The 16,793-nt window shown below is 61.6% G+C and carries 16 protein-coding genes; 10 read left to right on the forward strand and 6 right to left on the reverse strand.

The features are described from left to right. Nucleotides 1-2: 2 nt before the first annotated feature. The 5 genes from mltG to fabD form a co-directional block, all read right to left on the reverse strand. Entirely contained in the window at nucleotides 3-1,220 is a 1,218-nt protein-coding gene (gene mltG, locus RWJ89_RS17225; protein WP_316031178.1) for an endolytic transglycosylase MltG, read from the reverse strand. Between the two features lie 183 nt (nucleotides 1,221-1,403). Continuing rightward, a complete protein-coding gene (gene fabF / locus RWJ89_RS17230) occupies nucleotides 1,404-2,666 on the reverse strand; it encodes a beta-ketoacyl-ACP synthase II (protein WP_020049355.1) in 1,263 nt (420 codons plus the stop codon). 93 nt (nucleotides 2,667-2,759) lie between these two features. Next, entirely contained in the window at nucleotides 2,760-2,996 is a 237-nt protein-coding gene (locus RWJ89_RS17235; protein ID WP_003547058.1) for an acyl carrier protein, read from the reverse strand. Nucleotides 2,997-3,281: 285 nt separating this feature from the next. After that, nucleotides 3,282-4,019 carry a 3-oxoacyl-[acyl-carrier-protein] reductase gene (gene fabG / locus RWJ89_RS17240; protein ID WP_316031179.1) on the reverse strand — a complete coding sequence of 246 codons (738 nt, stop codon included), beginning with the start codon at nucleotides 4,017-4,019 and terminating at the stop codon, nucleotides 3,282-3,284. A 51-nt stretch (nucleotides 4,020-4,070) separates the two neighbouring features. Continuing rightward, complete coding sequence (gene fabD, locus RWJ89_RS17245) at nucleotides 4,071-5,015, reverse strand: ACP S-malonyltransferase (protein WP_222060354.1); 945 nt, start codon at nucleotides 5,013-5,015, stop codon at nucleotides 4,071-4,073. A 200-nt stretch (nucleotides 5,016-5,215) separates the two neighbouring features. On the opposite strand from fabD, the gene RWJ89_RS17250 reads away from it, so the two are divergent. The 7 genes from RWJ89_RS17250 (at nucleotide 5,216) to alr (ending at nucleotide 12,182) form a co-directional block, all read left to right on the forward strand. Continuing rightward, nucleotides 5,216-6,259 carry an aldo/keto reductase gene (locus RWJ89_RS17250; RefSeq protein ID WP_077976143.1) on the forward strand — a complete coding sequence of 348 codons (1,044 nt, stop codon included), beginning with the start codon at nucleotides 5,216-5,218 and terminating at the stop codon, nucleotides 6,257-6,259. A gap of 315 nt (nucleotides 6,260-6,574) precedes the next feature. Next, nucleotides 6,575-7,042: a 30S ribosomal protein S6 gene (rpsF, locus tag RWJ89_RS17255; RefSeq protein WP_168282779.1), complete on the forward strand. Its 468-nt coding sequence runs from the start codon at nucleotides 6,575-6,577 to the stop codon at nucleotides 7,040-7,042. A 14-nt stretch (nucleotides 7,043-7,056) separates the two neighbouring features. After that, nucleotides 7,057-7,305, forward strand: coding sequence for a 30S ribosomal protein S18 (gene rpsR / locus RWJ89_RS17260; RefSeq protein ID WP_003547038.1), 249 nt, complete (start codon nucleotides 7,057-7,059; stop codon nucleotides 7,303-7,305). Between the two features lie 159 nt (nucleotides 7,306-7,464). After that, on the forward strand, nucleotides 7,465-8,451 hold the full coding sequence (locus tag RWJ89_RS17265; protein WP_168286343.1) for a DUF2232 domain-containing protein: 987 nt from the start codon (nucleotides 7,465-7,467) through the stop codon (nucleotides 8,449-8,451). A gap of 22 nt (nucleotides 8,452-8,473) precedes the next feature. Beyond that, nucleotides 8,474-9,052 carry a 50S ribosomal protein L9 gene (gene rplI, locus RWJ89_RS17270; protein ID WP_316031180.1) on the forward strand — a complete coding sequence of 193 codons (579 nt, stop codon included), beginning with the start codon at nucleotides 8,474-8,476 and terminating at the stop codon, nucleotides 9,050-9,052. Between the two features lie 373 nt (nucleotides 9,053-9,425). Continuing rightward, nucleotides 9,426-10,922 (forward strand): replicative DNA helicase, encoded by a 1,497-nt coding sequence (locus tag RWJ89_RS17275; protein WP_012756827.1) that lies wholly within the window; start codon nucleotides 9,426-9,428, stop codon nucleotides 10,920-10,922. A gap of 99 nt (nucleotides 10,923-11,021) precedes the next feature. Beyond that, the gene (gene alr, locus RWJ89_RS17280) at nucleotides 11,022-12,182 is read left to right on the forward strand and encodes an alanine racemase (protein WP_316031181.1); all 1,161 of its coding nucleotides are present in this window, start codon (nucleotides 11,022-11,024) and stop codon (nucleotides 12,180-12,182) included. An 11-nt stretch (nucleotides 12,183-12,193) separates the two neighbouring features. Here the strand turns inward: alr and RWJ89_RS17285 are convergent, their stop codons facing one another. After that, complete coding sequence (locus RWJ89_RS17285; RefSeq protein WP_316031182.1) at nucleotides 12,194-12,829, reverse strand: LysE family translocator; 636 nt, start codon at nucleotides 12,827-12,829, stop codon at nucleotides 12,194-12,196. Between the two features lie 163 nt (nucleotides 12,830-12,992). On the opposite strand from RWJ89_RS17285, the gene radA reads away from it, so the two are divergent. The 3 genes from radA (at nucleotide 12,993) to purF (ending at nucleotide 16,748) form a co-directional block, all read left to right on the forward strand. Then, complete coding sequence (radA, locus tag RWJ89_RS17290) at nucleotides 12,993-14,393, forward strand: DNA repair protein RadA (protein ID WP_316031183.1); 1,401 nt, start codon at nucleotides 12,993-12,995, stop codon at nucleotides 14,391-14,393. A gap of 89 nt (nucleotides 14,394-14,482) precedes the next feature. Continuing rightward, complete coding sequence (locus tag RWJ89_RS17295; RefSeq protein WP_017959796.1) at nucleotides 14,483-15,109, forward strand: CvpA family protein; 627 nt, start codon at nucleotides 14,483-14,485, stop codon at nucleotides 15,107-15,109. Between the two features lie 148 nt (nucleotides 15,110-15,257). Continuing rightward, the gene (gene purF / locus RWJ89_RS17300; RefSeq protein WP_017993519.1) at nucleotides 15,258-16,748 is read left to right on the forward strand and encodes an amidophosphoribosyltransferase; all 1,491 of its coding nucleotides are present in this window, start codon (nucleotides 15,258-15,260) and stop codon (nucleotides 16,746-16,748) included. Nucleotides 16,749-16,793: the final 45 nt, after the last annotated feature.

Consider the following 16,793-nt stretch of genomic DNA (forward strand, 5'->3'; position numbering starts at 1 on the left):
TTTCAGTTGATCTTCTTTTTCTTCGGCGGCGCGACGGTCGCGCCATTATCCGCCGGCTGCTCTTCCGGCTGGCCGTCGACTGCGATATTCGGGTCCGAACCCTTGTCGGCTTCGAGCTTGCGCCAGCGCTTGACGTTGGCATTGTGCTCCTCGAGCGTCGCAGAGAAAATATGGCCACCGGTGCCGTCGGCGACGAAATAGAGATCCTGCGTCTTCCAGGGATTGGCGACGGCTTCCAGCGCATCCTTGCCGGGATTGGCGATCGGCGTCGGCGGCAGACCCTTGATGACATAGGTGTTGTAAGGTGTGTCCCGCTTCAGGTCCGACTGGTAGATCGGCCGGTCGGCCGGTTTACCCTCGCCGCCGAAGAGGCCGTAGATGATCGTCGGGTCGGACTGCAGGCGCATACCCTTGCCGAGCCGGTTCAGAAAAACGGAGGCGACATGGGCTCGCTCGTCGGGAACGCCGGTTTCCTTTTCGACGATCGAGGCGAGTGTCACGAACTCCTCCTTGGATCGCAGCGGCAGCGACTGGTCGCGTTTGTCCCAGATCTGATCGACGAGCTTCTGCTGCGCAGCCGCCATCTGTTCGATGATTTCCGAGCGCTTGGTGCCGCGCGAGAATTTGTAGGTATCCGGACGCAGGCTGCCCTCGGTCGGCAGTGCCGCCGGCAAGTCGCCTTCCAGCACGGTGTCCTGCAGCATGCGGTCGAACATCTGGCGGACCGTCAGGCCCTCAGGGAAGGAAACGGAATAGAGAATGGACTTGCCCGATTTCAGCAGCTCCATGATATCCCTCATGGAGGCCCTCGCCTTGATCTCGTATTCACCCGCCTTCAGGCTCTCACCGGCAGAAAGATGCGTTGCCGTGAGATAGCGGAAGATTCGGGCATCGCTGATGATCGCGTTGCGCTCGAGGTTCGAGGCGATTTCGGTCAGACCAGCGCCGCTGCGGACGATGAAATTGGTGTTGGTCTGCAGCGGGCCCGGGTTCCGATAGGTCGATGTGGCGTAATAGAAGCCGATGACGGCGACGACGCAGACCAGCACCGCCATCGTCATGATGAAGTTCAGGAAAAGAACGACCTGGCCGCGGGCTTTCTTGGACCGCTTCGGCGGCTCCGGAACGCGCTCCGGACGCAGGGCTTCGCTCGGCGACTTCGGGATAATCGGTCCCTTCTGCGACTGGGTATCGTTGCTCTGGTTCGTCGTATCGCTCACCGGCAATCCTCTAAAACTTGACCCTCACTTCGCTATTTCGCGAAGCAATGCGGCAAAAGCAGGTTCTGCCGCCGTTCAACGACGCCGCTGACGGTCGTTATGCTTTCGCACGCCCCCTTACGCAACGTAGAGGACGGCCGGTTTGCGGTGCAAGGAAGACCCTTCACACCGCTTGCAGGACTCTTATTGCGCGTAACGGCGCAGTACGAGCGACGCGTTCGTGCCGCCGAATCCGAACGAGTTGGACAGCGCCACATTGATGTCTCGCTCACGCGCCTTGTGCGGAACAAGATCGATCGCCGTCTCCCGTTCGGGATTGTCGAGATTGAGCGTCGGCGGCGCGATATTGTCGCGAATGGCGAGCGTGGCGAAGATCGCCTCGATGGCACCGGCAGCACCGAGAAGGTGTCCTGTCGCCGACTTGGTCGAGGACATGGAGATCTTCGACGCCGCATTGCCGACCAGCCGCTCGACGGCGCCGAGTTCGATCGTGTCGGCCATGGTCGAGGTACCGTGGGCATTGATGTAGTCGATATCGGCCGGCGTCAGCCCGGCGCGTTTCAGCGCCATCGCCATGCAGCGGCCGGCGCCCTCGCCGTCTTCGGACGGCGCGGTGATGTGATAGGCATCGCCCGACAGGCCGTAGCCGACGATTTCGGCGTGGATTTTGGCGCCGCGCGCCTTGGCGTGTTCCAGTTCCTCAAGCACGACGATGCCGGCGCCTTCGCCCATGACGAAGCCGTCGCGATCGCGATCATAGGGACGCGACGCCTTTTGCGGATCGTCGTTGTGCTGGGTCGACAGCGCCTTGCAGGCGGCAAAGCCTGCAAGCGAAATGCGGCTGACGGGGGATTCCGTGCCGCCGGCGACCATGACGTCGGCGTCGCCCAGCGCGATCAAGCGCGCGGCATCGCCGATCGCATGCGCGCCCGTCGAGCAGGCGGTGACGACCGAATGATTGGGGCCGCGCAGCTTGTGGCGGATCGAGACCTGGCCGGAGACGAGGTTGATCAGGCGGCCGGGAATGAAGAAGGGGGAGATGCGGCGCGGGCCCTTGTCGCGCAGGGTGTAACCCGCCTCGACAATGCCTTCGATGCCGCCGATGCCGGATCCGATCAGCACGCCGGTGGCGATCTGGTCCTCATCGGTTTCAGGATGCCAGCCGGCATCGGCAAGCGCCATGTCGGCGGCGGCCATGCCGTAGATGATGAAGGGATCGACCTTGCGCTGCTCCTTCGGCTCCATCCACTGATCGACATTGAAGGTGCCGTCGGTGCCGTCACCGATAGGAATACGGCAGGCGATCTTGGCGGGAAGATCATCGACCTCGAATTCGGTGACGAGGCGGGCGCCGTTCTGACCGGCAAGCAGCCGGGACCACGTCACCTCGGTTCCGCATCCCAAGGGTGATACCATGCCGGTACCGGTGATGACGACACGTCTCATCGCGTGCTTTCCCCCGTCTCTTATGTTCTATGGAGAAATATGCCGAAAAGAAAAGGGCGGACTCCAGGCCCGCCCTTTCTCAAATTCACAGGATCAGGCCTGGGCCTTCTCAATAAACTTCACTGCATCGCCGACCGTCAGGATCGAGTCGGCAGCGTCGTCAGGAATTTCAACGCCGAATTCTTCTTCGAAAGCCATGACAAGTTCGACCGTGTCGAGCGAGTCAGCGCCCAGATCGTCGATAAAGCTGGCGCTCTCGACGACCTTGTCGGCGTCGACGCCAAGATGATCAATAACAATTTTCTTTACGCGTTCTGCGATATCGCTCATGTCGGTTTCCTCGACCTTATGTCCTGATCGGAATGCCATCACGGCACCCTACCCTGTTTCAGCCTGCGATGTTTTCAGACATCCTCGGCAAACTCGTTTACCCGGCTTCAGAGATGTCCCAGGCTTGCAAAAAGCCCGCCGGTCCGTCTGCTTTCTCGGGACGACTGTTCACAGTCATGGCCCGCTTAACATGCTTTATGTCTGCCGCAAAGCCAGAAAATCAACGGTTCGTGATTGCTCAACATGCTATTGGCGGAATTATTCCCATGCCAACAGTTTGTCGTTTCAGATCATCGCCATGCCGCCGTTTACGTGCAGCGTCTGGCCCGTCATATAGGCAGCCTCGGAGGACGCAAGGTAAGCGACCGCCGAAGCGACCTCGCCACCCGTTCCCATGCGCTTCATCGGGATCGCTCCCATGATCGCTTCCTTCTGCTTGTCGTTCAGCTTGCCGGTCATGGCGCTTTCGATGAAGCCGGGTGCGACGCAGTTGACCGTCACGTTGCGGGTGGCAATTTCCTGCGCCAGGGACTTGGTGAAGCCGATCATGCCGGCCTTGGAGGCGCAGTAATTGGCCTGGCCCGGATTGCCGGTGACGCCGACGATGGAGGTGATGTTGATGATGCGGCCATAGCGGCGGCGCATCATCGGATGCGTCAATTCGCGCGTCAGGCGGAAGGTCGCCGTCAGGTTCACGTCGATGACGCTGTCCCAGTCCTCGTCGCTCATGCGCACGAACAGCCCGTCGCGGGTGATGCCGGCATTGTTGACGAGGATGTCGACGCCTTCGAGGTCGGCCTCCGCTTTCTGGCCGAGCGCCTTGACTTCATCGCGGTTGGAGAGGTTCGCCGGGAAGATCTTGACGCGCTCGCCGAGATCGGCGGCCAGCGCTTCCAGCTTCTCGACGCGGGTGCCATGCAGGCCGACGATGGCGCCCTGCTTATGAAGAAGGCGGGCGATTTCCTCGCCGATACCACCCGATGCGCCTGTGACGAGAGCCTTGCGGCCGGAAAGATCGAGCATGGAAACGTTCCTTATAACAGGGACACCAAATCCGGTGTCCGGAAATACCAATCAGGCCATGAGGGCGGCTACTGCCGCGTCGATATCCGCCGGACCGTTGACGGAGATGCCGTTGATCGTCTTGTCGATGCGGCGGGCAAGGCCGGTCAGCACTTTGCCGGAACCGAGTTCATAAAGCGTCGTCACGCCATTTCCGGCAAACCATTCCACCGTCTCGCGCCAGCGGACCTGACCGGTCACCTGCTCGACCAGCAGGCCGGCGATCTCGTCGGCGCCGGTCACCGGGGCGGCACGGACATTGGCGATGACGGGCACGACGGGGTCGGACTTGGCGACTTTTGCCAGCGCTTCGCGCATGGCGTCGGCGGCAGGCGCCATCAGCGTCGAATGGAACGGAGCAGAGACCGGCAGCAGGATGGCGCGCTTGGCGCCCTTGTCGGTCGCAAGGGCGGCCGCCTTTTCGACGGCTGCCTTCTCGCCCGAGATGACGATCTGGCCGCCGCCATTGTCGTTGGCGATCTGGCAGGCGCCGATGGCGGACGCCTCTTCGCAGACGGCGATGACGTCGGCATGTTCGAGGCCGATGATCGCGGCCATGGCGCCGACGCCGACGGGAACGGCGGCCTGCATGGCATTGCCGCGGATACGCAACAGCCGAGCGGTGTCGGCGAGCGAAAAGCTGCCGGCGGCGCAAAGTGCCGAATATTCGCCGAGCGAGTGGCCGGCGACGTAGGCGACCTTGGACTTCAGATCCAGCCCCTTGGCTTCGAGAACGCGGACAACGGCGATCGAGACGGCCATCAGCGCCGGCTGGGCGTTCGCCGTCAAGGTCAGCGTATCCTCGGGACCGTTGAACATGACGTCCGAAAGCTTTTCACCGAGTGCCTCATCGACCTCTTCGAAAACGGCGCGGGCTTCCGCGAAATTCTCGGCGAGATCCTTGCCCATGCCGACGGCCTGGCTGCCCTGACCGGGAAAAGTGAAAGCAATGGTCATTTTCATGTCCCTGATTGCGCCCCTTGAGGCTGTTTTGCCTCCAATTGACATTCTTTCCGGCAGAGTCAAGTAGCGGCTCATTCTCCGCAAAGCCTTTCGCGCGCGCGCAAAAGCCCGGCTTTTGCTCTTGCGCTCCGCCAAATCCAGCCTAGATTTGCCCGGACCTCCCAAGGCTTTCACCTCTCTCCCAAGGTTTTTCCATGAAGTACAATTCACTAGGCCGCACCGATATTTCCGTTTCAGAGATTTGCCTTGGCACCATGACCTGGGGCTCGCAGAACAGCGAAGCCGATGCGCATGCGCAGATGGATTACGCCGTCGAAAAGGGCGTCAATTTCTTCGATACGGCCGAGCTTTATCCAACCACCCCGGTTTCAGCGGCGACACAGGGCTGGACCGAAGACTATATCGGCAGCTGGTTCGAGAAGACCGGCAAGCGCGGCGATATCGTGCTCGCCACCAAGGTCGCGGGCCGCGGCCGCGATTATCTGCGCGGCGGCGAAGGTGCCGATGCAAAGAATATCCGCCTGGCGCTCGAGGCCAGCCTGATGCGGCTGAAGACGGATTACGTCGACCTCTACCAGATCCACTGGCCGAACCGCGGGCATTTCCATTTCCGCCAGAACTGGAGCTACAATCCGTTCACCCAGGATCGCGACAAGGCGGTCGCCAATATGCTCGACATCCTGGAAACGCTCGGCGCTCTGGTGAAGGAGGGCAAGATCCGCGCGATCGGCCTTTCCAACGAAACCACCTGGGGCATACACAAATACCTGACGCTCTCCGAACAGAAGGGCCTGCCGCGGGTCGCCAGCGTCCAGAACGAATACAACCTGCTCTACCGCCATTTCGATCTCGATCTCGCCGAACTCTCGCATCATGAGGATGTCGGACTGCTCGCCTATTCGCCGCTCGCCGGCGGTATCCTGTCCGGCAAATATATCGACGGCGGCAGGCCGAAAGGTTCCCGCGGTTCGATCAACCCCGATATCGGCGGGCGGCTGCAGCCGCTGCAAGAGCCGGCGACCAGAGCCTATCTGGAGATCGCCGCAACATATGGCCTCGACCCGGCAGCGATGGCGCTCGCCTTTTGCCTGTCACGTCCCTTCATGGCCTCGGTCATCATCGGCGCGACGTCGATGGAGCAGTTGAAAATCGATATCGGCGCGGCCGACATTACGCTTTCGAACGAGGTCCTGGCGGAAATCGCCAAGGTGCACCGGCAGTATCCGCTGACGCTTTGATCATATTTGTTTGGCGCCTGCCCGATGAAGACCATTGGCCGGCGTCGGGTTCGGGTATCCGATTGCGCTTGCCTTTCCCCGAAAAATCCGTATAAGCCGCCGTGTTCGTTAACCCGGTCTTCTGGCTGGTGGCTGAACGGAGGGCCGGTTTCCTCTTGGAAATCGTTCGGAACGGAAGCGTTCCAGCCTCCCGTGTCTCCGCTCTCGACCGTCTCGGAAACGCTTTCTTGCCTGGGTCCGCCCAATCAGGAGCAGTCGTTGAGGCTTAGCCGCCGAATATCGGGTTGAACCAAACGCAAGAAAGGCAAAGCTATCATGGCTCTTTATGAACATGTACTCCTTGCCCGGCAGGATATTTCCGCTCAGCAGGTCGATGCCCTCGTAGAACAGTACAAGGGTGTGATCGAAGCGAATGGCGGTAAAGTCGGGCGTATCGAGAACTGGGGCCTCAAGTCCCTCACCTACCGCATCAAGAAGAACCGCAAGGCGCACTACGCCCTGATGGACATCGATGCGCCGGCTGCTGCCGTCCAGGAAATGGAACGTCAGATGCGCATCAGCGAAGACGTTCTTCGTTACATGACGATTGCCGTCGAGAAGCATGAAGAAGGTCCGTCTGCCATGATGCAGAAGCGCGACCGTGACGACCGTCCGCGCGAAGGCGGCCGTGGCCCGCGTGAAGGCGGCTTCGGCGATCGCGATCGCGGCCCACGTCCGCCGCGTGAAGGTGGCTTCGGCGACCGCGACGACCGTCCGCGCCGTCCGCGCGAAGACCGTGTATAAGGGAGATCTGAGATATGTCTGAAACTTCCTCCGCTCCGGTCCGCCGCCCGTTCCATCGCCGCCGCAAGACCTGCCCGTTCTCCGGCGCCAACGCGCCGCGGATCGACTACAAGGACGTACGCCTGCTGCAGCGCTACATTTCCGAGCGCGGCAAGATCGTTCCGTCCCGCATCACGGCCGTTTCCCAGAAGAAGCAGCGCGAACTCGCCCAGGCGATCAAGCGCGCCCGTTTCCTCGGCCTGCTGCCCTACGTCGTCGCCTGATCATCGGCCGACGCGCACACCCTTGAGGGAAGGCATTCGTGCCTTCCCTTCTCCCTTTCGCGATGGGCGCGGATCGGAACTCTTAAAACCCATGTTGAGACGTTTCTGAATCTGATTCAGCAACATCCTCTAACTGCTTGATGAAGCAGGACAGCGACCTTGAAACGACCGAACATTAAAACGCTGCTGATCGGCGCACTCGCCGGATTGACCGCCGCCCTGCTGGTGCTGGGCGCGAGCATGCAGCCGTCGTTTTTCAGCGCGCTTCTCTACACGGCCTCGGCTCTGCCGATCCTCATCGTCGGGCTCGGCTGGGGCAATACCGCCGCGATCTCGGCCGTCGTCAGCGCCGCAGCACTCGGCGCGATCTTGATCTCGCCTTCCTTCGCGCTGATCATGACGATGGTAACGCTGCTGCCGGCCGGTTGGCTCAGCCATCTCGCCAATCTGGCGCGTCCGGCCGCCGAACTCGGCGGACCCGACCATCTGCTTGCCTGGTATCCGCTCTCCGATATCCTGCTGCATCTCTGCGGTCTGGTGACGCTCGCCGTCATCGTCATCGGTGTGATCATCGGCTACGGCCCCGAAGTTACCGATCCGATCGTCGATCTGCTGATCACCTCGCTCAAGCAGCAGCAGCCGGAATTCATGCCCGATCCGGCAGCGACCGCGCAGACCAAGTCGCTGATCCTGCTGATGCTGCCGGCTTTGCAGGGCGGCATGTGGGTCAGCATGCTATTTGCCGCCTATTATTTCGCCGTGCGCATCGTTGCAGCATCCGGCCGCGGCCTTCGCCCGCGCGAGGACATTCCCTCGTCGCTGCGGATGAACCGCAACTCGATCTTCATCTTCCTGGCCGGGCTTGCCGCCTGCTTTTTCGGCGGCGTTCCGGCACTGGTCGGTGCGACGGTGATCGGCAGCTTCGGCGCTGGTTTCATGCTTTCCGGTTTCGCCTCGCTGCATTTCCGCACGCGCGGCAAGGACTGGCGCATACCGGCCCTCATCCTCTGCTATCTGGCCTCGATGCTCATGCTGCTGCCAGCTCTCCTCATCCTCGTCCTCGGTCTCAGCGATACGCGCAAGGCGATCGCACTGACCCCGACGAAAGATGCTGATGCCCCCAAACAATCCGATACGAAAATCTGAGACACAAGAAAGGAAAAAGAAAATGCAAGTCATCCTTCTCGAACGCATTTCCAAGCTCGGCCAGATGGGCGAAACCGTAAAGGTTCGCGACGGCTTTGCCCGCAACTACCTGCTGCCGCTCGGCAAGGCGCTTCGCGCCAACGCCGCCAACAAGACCCGCTTCGAAGCCGAGCGCGCGACGCTCGAAGCCCGCAACCTCGAGCGCAAGTCGGAAGCCAAGACGGTCGCCGACGTTCTCGACGGCAAGTCCTTCATCGTCGTGCGTTCCGCCGGCGAAACCGGCCAGCTCTACGGTTCGGTTGCTGCCCGTGACGTCGTCGATATTCTCGGCGCCGAAGGCTTCAACATCGGCCGCAACCAGGTTCACCTCAACACGCCGATCAAGTCGATCGGCCTGCACAAGGTCGAGCTGCAGCTGCATGCCGAAGTCGAAATTCACGTCGAGCTGAACGTTGCCCGTTCTGCCGAAGAGGCAGAGCGCCAGTCCAAGGGCGAAGAACTCACCTCGGTCGACGCGATCTACGGCGTCGACGAAGACGCGCTGCGTCCGGAAGACTTCTTCGATCCGGAAGCCGATGGCGTCGACGAAGACGAAGCATAATTTCGTCGGAGCGATCCGCGAGAGGGAAGCCCGGCCACCGCGCCGGGCTTTTTCGTTTCCACCCCTTCGATATGAGCCGCTGATCGGCTCGCTTCTTTTAAGGGGATCTTCCGGATGTTTTTGCTGCGTGCCTTATCGCATCGCGCTAAAATGACATTCTCCGAAGCGGATGGGCTGAGTCGGCGCCATACCGTGTCGTGCGGGTGACACTGCCAGTATTTCTCCTTTGCGTCGCCCAAGACTGTGGAGAAGTCGAACAACGTGCACAGTGTTCAGGATTTAGGCGAAGCGAGCCCCCGCTCCTTTCGTAGCCTCTTGATTTTCGCGTCCGGAATTGCAAATCCGGAGCTGGAAAAAGACAGAACGGATGATGATGAACGACGCCGCTCGAAAGATTGCAGCCGTTGCTCCGTCGGAGCAGCATTATCGCGAAGCACCCAACAACATCGAAGCCGAGCAGGCGCTTCTGGGTGCGATCCTGATGAACAACGACGCCTATTACCGGGTGTCGGACTTCCTGAAGCCGATCCATCTTTATGAACCGCTGCACCGGAAGATCTTCGAGGTTGCCGGCGATATCATCCGCATGGGCAAGATCGCCAATCCGGTGACGATCAAGACCTTCCTGAAGGCCGACGAGAAGGTCGGCGACATGACGGTTTCGCAATATCTGGCGAGCCTCGTCAGCAATGCCGTTACCGTCATCAATGCCGAGGATTACGGCCGGGCGATCTACGACCTGGCGCTGCGCCGAGCGCTGATCACCATCGGCGAGGACGTCGTCAACATCGCCTATGACGCGCCGCTCGACATGCCGCCGCAGTCGCAGATCGAGGATACCGAACGCCGCCTCTTCGAACTGGCGGAAAACGGCCGCTACGACGGCGGCTTCCAGGCCTTCAACGATGCGGTCGCGCTGGCGATCGACATGGCGGCCGTCGCCAAGGAACGCGACGGCGGGCTTTCCGGCATTTCCACCGGCATCCATTCGCTGGATTCCAAGATGGGCGGTTTGCAGCGGTCGGACTTGATCGTGCTTGCCGGACGCCCCGGCATGGGCAAGACCTCGCTTGCTACAAATATCGCCTACAATATCGCCGCCGCCTACGAAGGCGAAGTCCAGTCGGACGGCAGCATGAAGGCGAAGAACGGCGGCGTCGTCGGTTTCTACTCGCTCGAAATGTCGTCCGAACAGCTCGCCACCCGTATCATCTCCGAGCAGACCGAAGTCTCCTCCTCGAAGATCCGCCGCGGCGACATCAACGATGCCGATTTCGAAAAGCTCGTCGCCTGCTCGATGATGATGCAGAAGGTGCCGCTCTTTATCGACCAAACCGGCGGCATTTCGATCGCCCAGCTTTCGGCCCGCGCGCGCCGTCTGAAGCGCCAGCGCGGCCTCGACGTGCTGGTGGTCGATTACATTCAGCTGATGACCGGCTCGGGCAAATCCAGCGACAACCGCGTGCAGGAAATCACCCAGATCACCACCGGCCTGAAGGCGCTCGGCAAGGAGCTCAACGTTCCGATTATCGCGCTGTCGCAGCTCTCGCGTCAGGTCGAAAGCCGAGACGACAAGCGGCCGCAGCTGTCCGACCTTCGCGAATCCGGCTCGATCGAGCAGGACGCCGACGTCGTGCTCTTCGTGTTCCGCGAGGAATATTACGTCAAGAATTCGGAGCCGCGCGACATCCACGATCCGAAATATCCGGAATGGGAAGCGCTGTTCGACAAGGTGAAGGGCACGGCCGACGTCATCATCGCCAAGCAGCGCCACGGGCCGACGGGCACGGTGAAGCTCGCCTTCCAGGCGGAATTCACGCGTTTTGCCGATCTCGCCGATCCCTCCTTCACCCAATATGAAGAGCACTGATCGTGTGGATGCTGCAATGCAGCGCCGGGCTTTCCCTTGACATAGTTGATCTTTAAACTGGCCGGAGAATCCTTCTCCGGCCTCTTTTCGATGTGAATCATGAGCGAATTTTTCGACCCCCCCGAAGACGTCAATTTTGCCTCGGCCGGCCTGCGGCTGACCGTCGACCTGACCGCCCTGACGGAGAACTGGCGCGACATGGCGCGCCGCTCCGGTGCGGCGCGGGCCTCGGCAGTCGTCAAAGCGGATGCTTACGGTATGGGCATCGAGGATGCCGGCGAAGCGCTCTATATGGCCGGCGCGCGCGACTTCTTTGTCGCGACCGTCGACGAGGGCGTGACGCTTCGCCTCTATGCGCCCGAGGCACGCATCTTCGTGCTCTCAGGCATCTGGCCGGGCACCGAACGGCGCTTCTTCGACAATGATCTGGTGCCGGTGATTTCATCCGACGAACAGCTCGCCTTCTGGATGGCGGTGCTTGCCGATTACGGCGACTATCCCTGCGCGCTGCATGTCGATACCGGCTTCAATCGGCTCGGACTGCATATCGACGACGCGATCGCGCTCGCCGACGACGTCTCACGGCCGGCGAGCTTCGCGCCCGTGCTTGTCATGAGCCACCTCGCCTGCGCCGATGATCCCAGCCATGCGATGAACCGGCAGCAGCTCGAATCATTCCACAGGGTTAGCGCCGCCTATGAAGGCATCGATTCAAGCCTTGCCGCCTCGGCCGGCATCTTTCTCGGTGAGGATTATCACTTCGATCTGACTCGCCCCGGCATCGCGCTCTATGGCGGCGAAGCGGTCAGCGGCATGGCGAACCCGATGCGGCCGGTCGCGACGGCGGAAGCGCGTATCATTCAGGTGCGCAGCGTCGAAGCCGGCGAGACCGTCAGCTATGGGCGGGCACTGCGGCTTCGCCGCGAAAGCCGGCTGGCGATCGCCTCGGCCGGTTATGCCGACGGCTACATGCGCAGCCAGTCGAGCGGCGGCGTGCCACTGCGCCAGGTGGTGCCGCAAGGCGGGCAGGGTTTCATCGCCGGACGCAAGGTTCCGGTTGCCGGCCGGATCACCATGGACCTGACGATCTTCGATATCACCGACCTGCCTGACAACGCCGTGCGTGCCGGGGATTATGTCGAGCTGTTCGGAAAGAACCTGCCGGTCGACGATGTGGCGCGGACATCCGGCACGATCGGATACGAGATCCTGACCAGCATGGGGCTGCGCCACGAGCGGCGCTACGTGGCCGAGGAATAGCGGCTTTTTATTCAGCGGCTGCTGAGGGCGAGACGGACACCGAGTGCCACGAAAAGCGCACCGAGGCCGCGATCGAGCCAGAGGCCGACTTTTTGATTATGCCTGACTGCATCCGCAAGGCGCCCGCCGAGAAGGACGAGCGGCGGTTCGATGAAGGCGGCGACGACGATGATCAGCCCGCCATGCAGCATGAGCTGCGCCCATCCCGGCCCTGCCCCTTCGACGACGAATTGCGGCAGGAAGGCCAGGAAGAATATCGCCACTTTCGGATTGAGCAGCGACACCAGAATTCCCTGCCGATAGATTGTTGCAACCGGCAAACTTTCACTGGCGACCTTTATCAGGCCATCGCCGCCGCCGGAGCGCAAAGCCTGAATGCCGAGCCAGACGAGATAGGCGGCGCCGATCCATTTGACCGTGGAGAAGGCGACGGCGGAAGCGGCAAGTATGGCCGAGAGACCGAGTGCAGCCATCAGCACGTGCAGGCAGGCGCCGGACCAGACGCCGAACAGCGCGGAAAAACCGGCACGTTTTCCGCTTCTCATCGTGTGACCGAGGATGAAGGCGATGTCGGGGCCGGGCGAGAGATTGAGCAAAACCGCCGCCGACAGAAATGCAAGCCAGTGCGCAAACGAATAATCGAACATCATCATCATTCCAAATAAGCAGAAGCAAAGCATAGGCCATGGGTGCGCTGATGGGGAAATCATTAGTTTTGATCCGTCGCGATAGCCATTATCTCAAGCACGACAATGATTCGGCGAAGCGGCGCGTCGCTTCGCTCGGGAACCCGGACTGAAAGAGTAATGGATGGCGAAGGCCAGGACACAATTCATCTGCCAGAGTTGCGGCACGGTTCATAACCGCTGGGCCGGCAAATGCGAGAACTGCGGCGAGTGGAACACCATCGTCGAGGAAGACCCGATGGGCGGGATCGGCTCCGGTCCCGGCAAGACGCCGAAGAAGGGCCGACCGGTCGCGCTGACGGCCCTCTCCGGCGAGATCGAGGAGGCGCCACGCATCCATACAGCCATGTCGGAGCTCGACCGGGCGCTCGGCGGCGGTTTCGTGCGCGGTTCGGCGGTGCTGATCGGAGGCGATCCCGGCATTGGCAAATCGACCCTGCTGATGCAGGCCGCCGCCGCCCTTGCGCGGCGCGGCCACAAGATCATCTACGTCTCCGGCGAAGAAGCCGTGGCGCAGGTGCGGCTGCGGGCACAACGCCTTGCGGCGGCCGATACCGATGTGATGCTGGCGGCCGAAACCAATGTCGAGGATATTCTGGCGACGCTCGCCGAGGGCAAGCGGCCGGACCTCGTCATCATCGATTCCATCCAGACGCTGTGGAGCGAACTTGCCGAATCGGCGCCGGGAACGGTGACGCAGGTGCGCACTGGGGTGCAGGCAATGATCCGTTTCGCCAAGCAGACAGGGGCCGCCATGGTGCTCGTCGGCCATGTGACCAAGGACGGGCAGATTGCCGGGCCGCGCGTCGTCGAACACATGGTCGATGCCGTGCTCTATTTCGAAGGCGACCGCGGCCATCACTACCGCATCCTGCGCACGGTCAAGAACCGCTTCGGCCCCACCGACGAGATCGGCGTCTTCGAAATGTCAGACAAAGGCTTGCGCGAAGTCGCCAACCCCTCGGAACTCTTCCTCGGCGAACGCAACGAAAAATCGCCGGGCGCTGCCGTCTTTGCCGGCATGGAGGGCACGCGTCCCATTCTCGTCGAGGTGCAGGCGCTGGTGGCCCAAACCTCACTCGGCACGCCGCGGCGCGCTGTGGTCGGCTGGGATTCGGCTCGGCTGTCGATGATCCTCGCAGTGCTTGAGGCCCATTGCGGGGTCAGGCTCGGCCAGCACGACGTCTATCTTAACGTCGCCGGCGGTTACCGCATCTCCGAACCGGCGGCCGATCTTGCCGTCGCCTCGGCGCTCGTTTCCTCGCTTGCCGGTATTGCCCTTCCTGCCGATTGCGTCTATTTCGGCGAAGTCAGCCTGTCGGGTGCCATCCGGCCGGTTGCGCACACCGCCCAGCGTCTCAAGGAAGCCGAGAAGCTGGGCTTTTCCGCAGCGCTGCTTCCGTCTGCCTCCGCCGAATTGCCGAAGGGCTCCGGCGGGCGCTGGAGCGAAGTCGCAAGCCTGCCGGATCTGGTCGCGCGCATCGCCGGATCGAAGGGAGCGCTGCGTGTGGAAGACGACGTTTGATCCTTTCATTGCCAAGAGTGGTGATGATATAGGAGCACACGATAAGGCACGACACGGCCGCCAAGCGGCAGTCCTGGAGTTGAATTTACATGCCCATTACGATTTTCGACGGTATTGTCATCGGCGTCGTGCTCTTCTCCGCCGTGCTGGCGATGGTCCGCGGCTTTTCGCGCGAGATTCTTTCGATCGCGAGCTGGGGCGGTTCGGCCGCGGCCGCCTACTATCTCTATCCGTACCTGCTGCCCTACGCGAAAAAATACACCGATGACGACCGCATCGCGATCGTCGGTTCGGCAGCGGTCGTCTTCCTGATCGCGCTCATCGTCATCTCCTTCATCACGATGAAGATCGCCGATTTCATCATCGACAGCCGTGTCGGCGCGCTCGACCGCACGCTCGGCTTCCTGTTCGGGGCAGCGCGCGGCGTGCTGCTCCTGGTCGTTGCCGTCGCCTTCTGGAACTGGCTCGTCGATGCCGACCACCGTCCGACCTGGGTCAACGAAGCGAAGTCGAAGCCCTTCCTGGATTCGATGGTCGTGAAACTGAAATCGGTTCTGCCGGAGCAATTTGCCCAGATGATACCGGAAAGCATCCGTGATAAGCTGCAGCCGCCGGCACAGGGCGCCGAAGGTACCACTCCGCCGACGGGCGACCAGGCTCCGGCGGAAGACGCACCGACCGCGCCTGCAGACGGCGCGCAGCAGCCGGCGAATTGACACAGTGTTCAAGAGCTTGACCCGCCTTCCGGCAATCGCCATTTGAGCGGGACGTGAAATGAGGGTCCGGCCGAGCATTCCAGCTCCGCCGGGCTCAGCTATTTCTGGAAATGCCGATCCATTCTTGTGAGAGCAGAGGCCCGCAGAAATGAACCAGTCCCATTCCTTCCCGACCGACGATCCGCTCGACGGAGATACGCTGCATGAAGAATGCGGGGTTTTCGGAATTCTGGGACATCCTGATGCCGCCGCGCTCACGGCTCTTGGCCTGCATGCTCTGCAGCACCGCGGGCAGGAAGCGGCCGGCATCGTCTCCTTCGACGGCAAGCGCTTCTACCAGGAACGCCACATGGGCCTTGTCGGCGACCACTATACCAATCCGATGACGCTTGCCCGCCTGCCCGGCAGCATTACGATCGGTCATACCCGCTACTCGACAACCGGCGAAGTGGCCATGCGCAACGTGCAGCCGCTCTTTGCCGAACTGGAAGAAGGCGGCATCGCCATTGCCCATAACGGCAATTTCACCAACGGCCTGACGCTGCGCCGCCAGATCATCGCGACTGGCGCCATCTGTCAGTCGACCTCCGATACCGAAGTCGTCCTTCACCTCATCGCCCGTTCCCGCCACGCTTCCACGTCCGACCGCTTCATCGACGCCATTCGCCAGATGGAAGGCGGCTATTCGATGCTCGCCATGACGCGCACCAAACTGATTGCCGCGCGCGACCCGACCGGCATCCGCCCACTCGTCATGGGAGAATTCGACGGCAAGCCGATCTTCTGCTCGGAGACCTGCGCGCTCGACATCATCGGCGCCAAGTTCATCCGCGACGTTGAGAACGGCGAGGTTATCATCTGTGAAATCCAGCCCGACGGCTCGATCAGCATCGATGCGCGCAAGCCCAGCAAGCCGCAGCCGGAACGCCTCTGCCTGTTCGAATATGTCTATTTCGCTCGCCCGGACTCGGTGGTCGGTGGCCGCAACGTCTATACGACGCGCAAGAGCATGGGCATGAACCTCGCAAAGGAATCGCCCGTCGATGGCGACGTCATCGTGCCGGTGCCGGACGGCGGCACGCCGGCAGCGCTCGGCTATGCGCAGCAGAGCGGCATTCCCTTCGAATACGGCATCATTCGTAACCACTATGTCGGGCGCACCTTCATCGAGCCGACGCAACAGATCCGCGCCTTCGGTGTGAAGCTGAAGCATTCGGCCAACCGGGCGATGATCGAAGGCAAGCGCGTGGTGCTGGTCGATGATTCCATCGTGCGCGGTACGACGTCTCTCAAGATCGTGCAGATGATCCGCGAAGCCGGGGCGCGCGAAGTCCATGTCCGCGTCGCAAGCCCGATGATTTTCTTCCCGGATTTCTACGGCATCGACACGCCCGATGCCGAAAAGTTGCTGGCAAACCAGTATGCCGATGTCGAAGCCATGGCCAAATATATCGGCGCGGACTCGCTCGCCTTCCTGTCGATCAACGGACTTTACCGTGCCGTTGGCGGCGAGGATCGCAACCCCGCCCGGCCGCAGTTCACCGACCACTATTTTACCGGCGACTATCCGACCCGCCTGCTCGACAAGAACGGCGAGTCCATGGGCAACAAAATCTCCATGCTTGCCAGCAACGGCTGACACGGCGCGCCGGCTTTTTCATTGTCCATCCCGAGGGGTGCATCG

The sequence above is a fragment of the Rhizobium sp. 10PS4 genome, from assembly GCF_032464805.1.
Classification (GTDB): Bacteria; Pseudomonadota; Alphaproteobacteria; order Rhizobiales; family Rhizobiaceae; genus Rhizobium; species Rhizobium laguerreae.

Coding starts and splice junctions, on each gene's coding strand:
- fabF (WP_020049355.1), bottom strand. CDS start 2,666: ATGAGACGTGTCGTCATCACCGGTACCGGCATGGTATCACCCTTGGGA.
- RWJ89_RS17235 (WP_003547058.1), bottom strand. CDS start 2,996: ATGAGCGATATCGCAGAACGCGTAAAGAAAATTGTTATTGATCATCTT.
- fabG (WP_316031179.1), bottom strand. CDS start 4,019: ATGCTCGATCTTTCCGGCCGCAAGGCTCTCGTCACAGGCGCATCGGGT.
- fabD (WP_222060354.1), bottom strand. CDS start 5,015: ATGACCATTGCTTTCACTTTTCCCGGTCAGGGCAGCCAGGCCGTCGGC.
- RWJ89_RS17250 (WP_077976143.1), top strand. CDS start 5,216: ATGAAGTACAATTCACTAGGCCGCACCGATATTTCCGTTTCAGAGATT.
- rpsF (WP_168282779.1), top strand. CDS start 6,575: ATGGCTCTTTATGAACATGTACTCCTTGCCCGGCAGGATATTTCCGCT.
- rpsR (WP_003547038.1), top strand. CDS start 7,057: ATGTCTGAAACTTCCTCCGCTCCGGTCCGCCGCCCGTTCCATCGCCGC.
- rplI (WP_316031180.1), top strand. CDS start 8,474: ATGCAAGTCATCCTTCTCGAACGCATTTCCAAGCTCGGCCAGATGGGC.
- RWJ89_RS17275 (WP_012756827.1), top strand. CDS start 9,426: ATGAACGACGCCGCTCGAAAGATTGCAGCCGTTGCTCCGTCGGAGCAG.
- alr (WP_316031181.1), top strand. CDS start 11,022: ATGAGCGAATTTTTCGACCCCCCCGAAGACGTCAATTTTGCCTCGGCC.
- RWJ89_RS17285 (WP_316031182.1), bottom strand. CDS start 12,829: ATGTTCGATTATTCGTTTGCGCACTGGCTTGCATTTCTGTCGGCGGCG.
- radA (WP_316031183.1), top strand. CDS start 12,993: ATGGCGAAGGCCAGGACACAATTCATCTGCCAGAGTTGCGGCACGGTT.
- RWJ89_RS17295 (WP_017959796.1), top strand. CDS start 14,483: ATGCCCATTACGATTTTCGACGGTATTGTCATCGGCGTCGTGCTCTTC.
- purF (WP_017993519.1), top strand. CDS start 15,258: ATGAACCAGTCCCATTCCTTCCCGACCGACGATCCGCTCGACGGAGAT.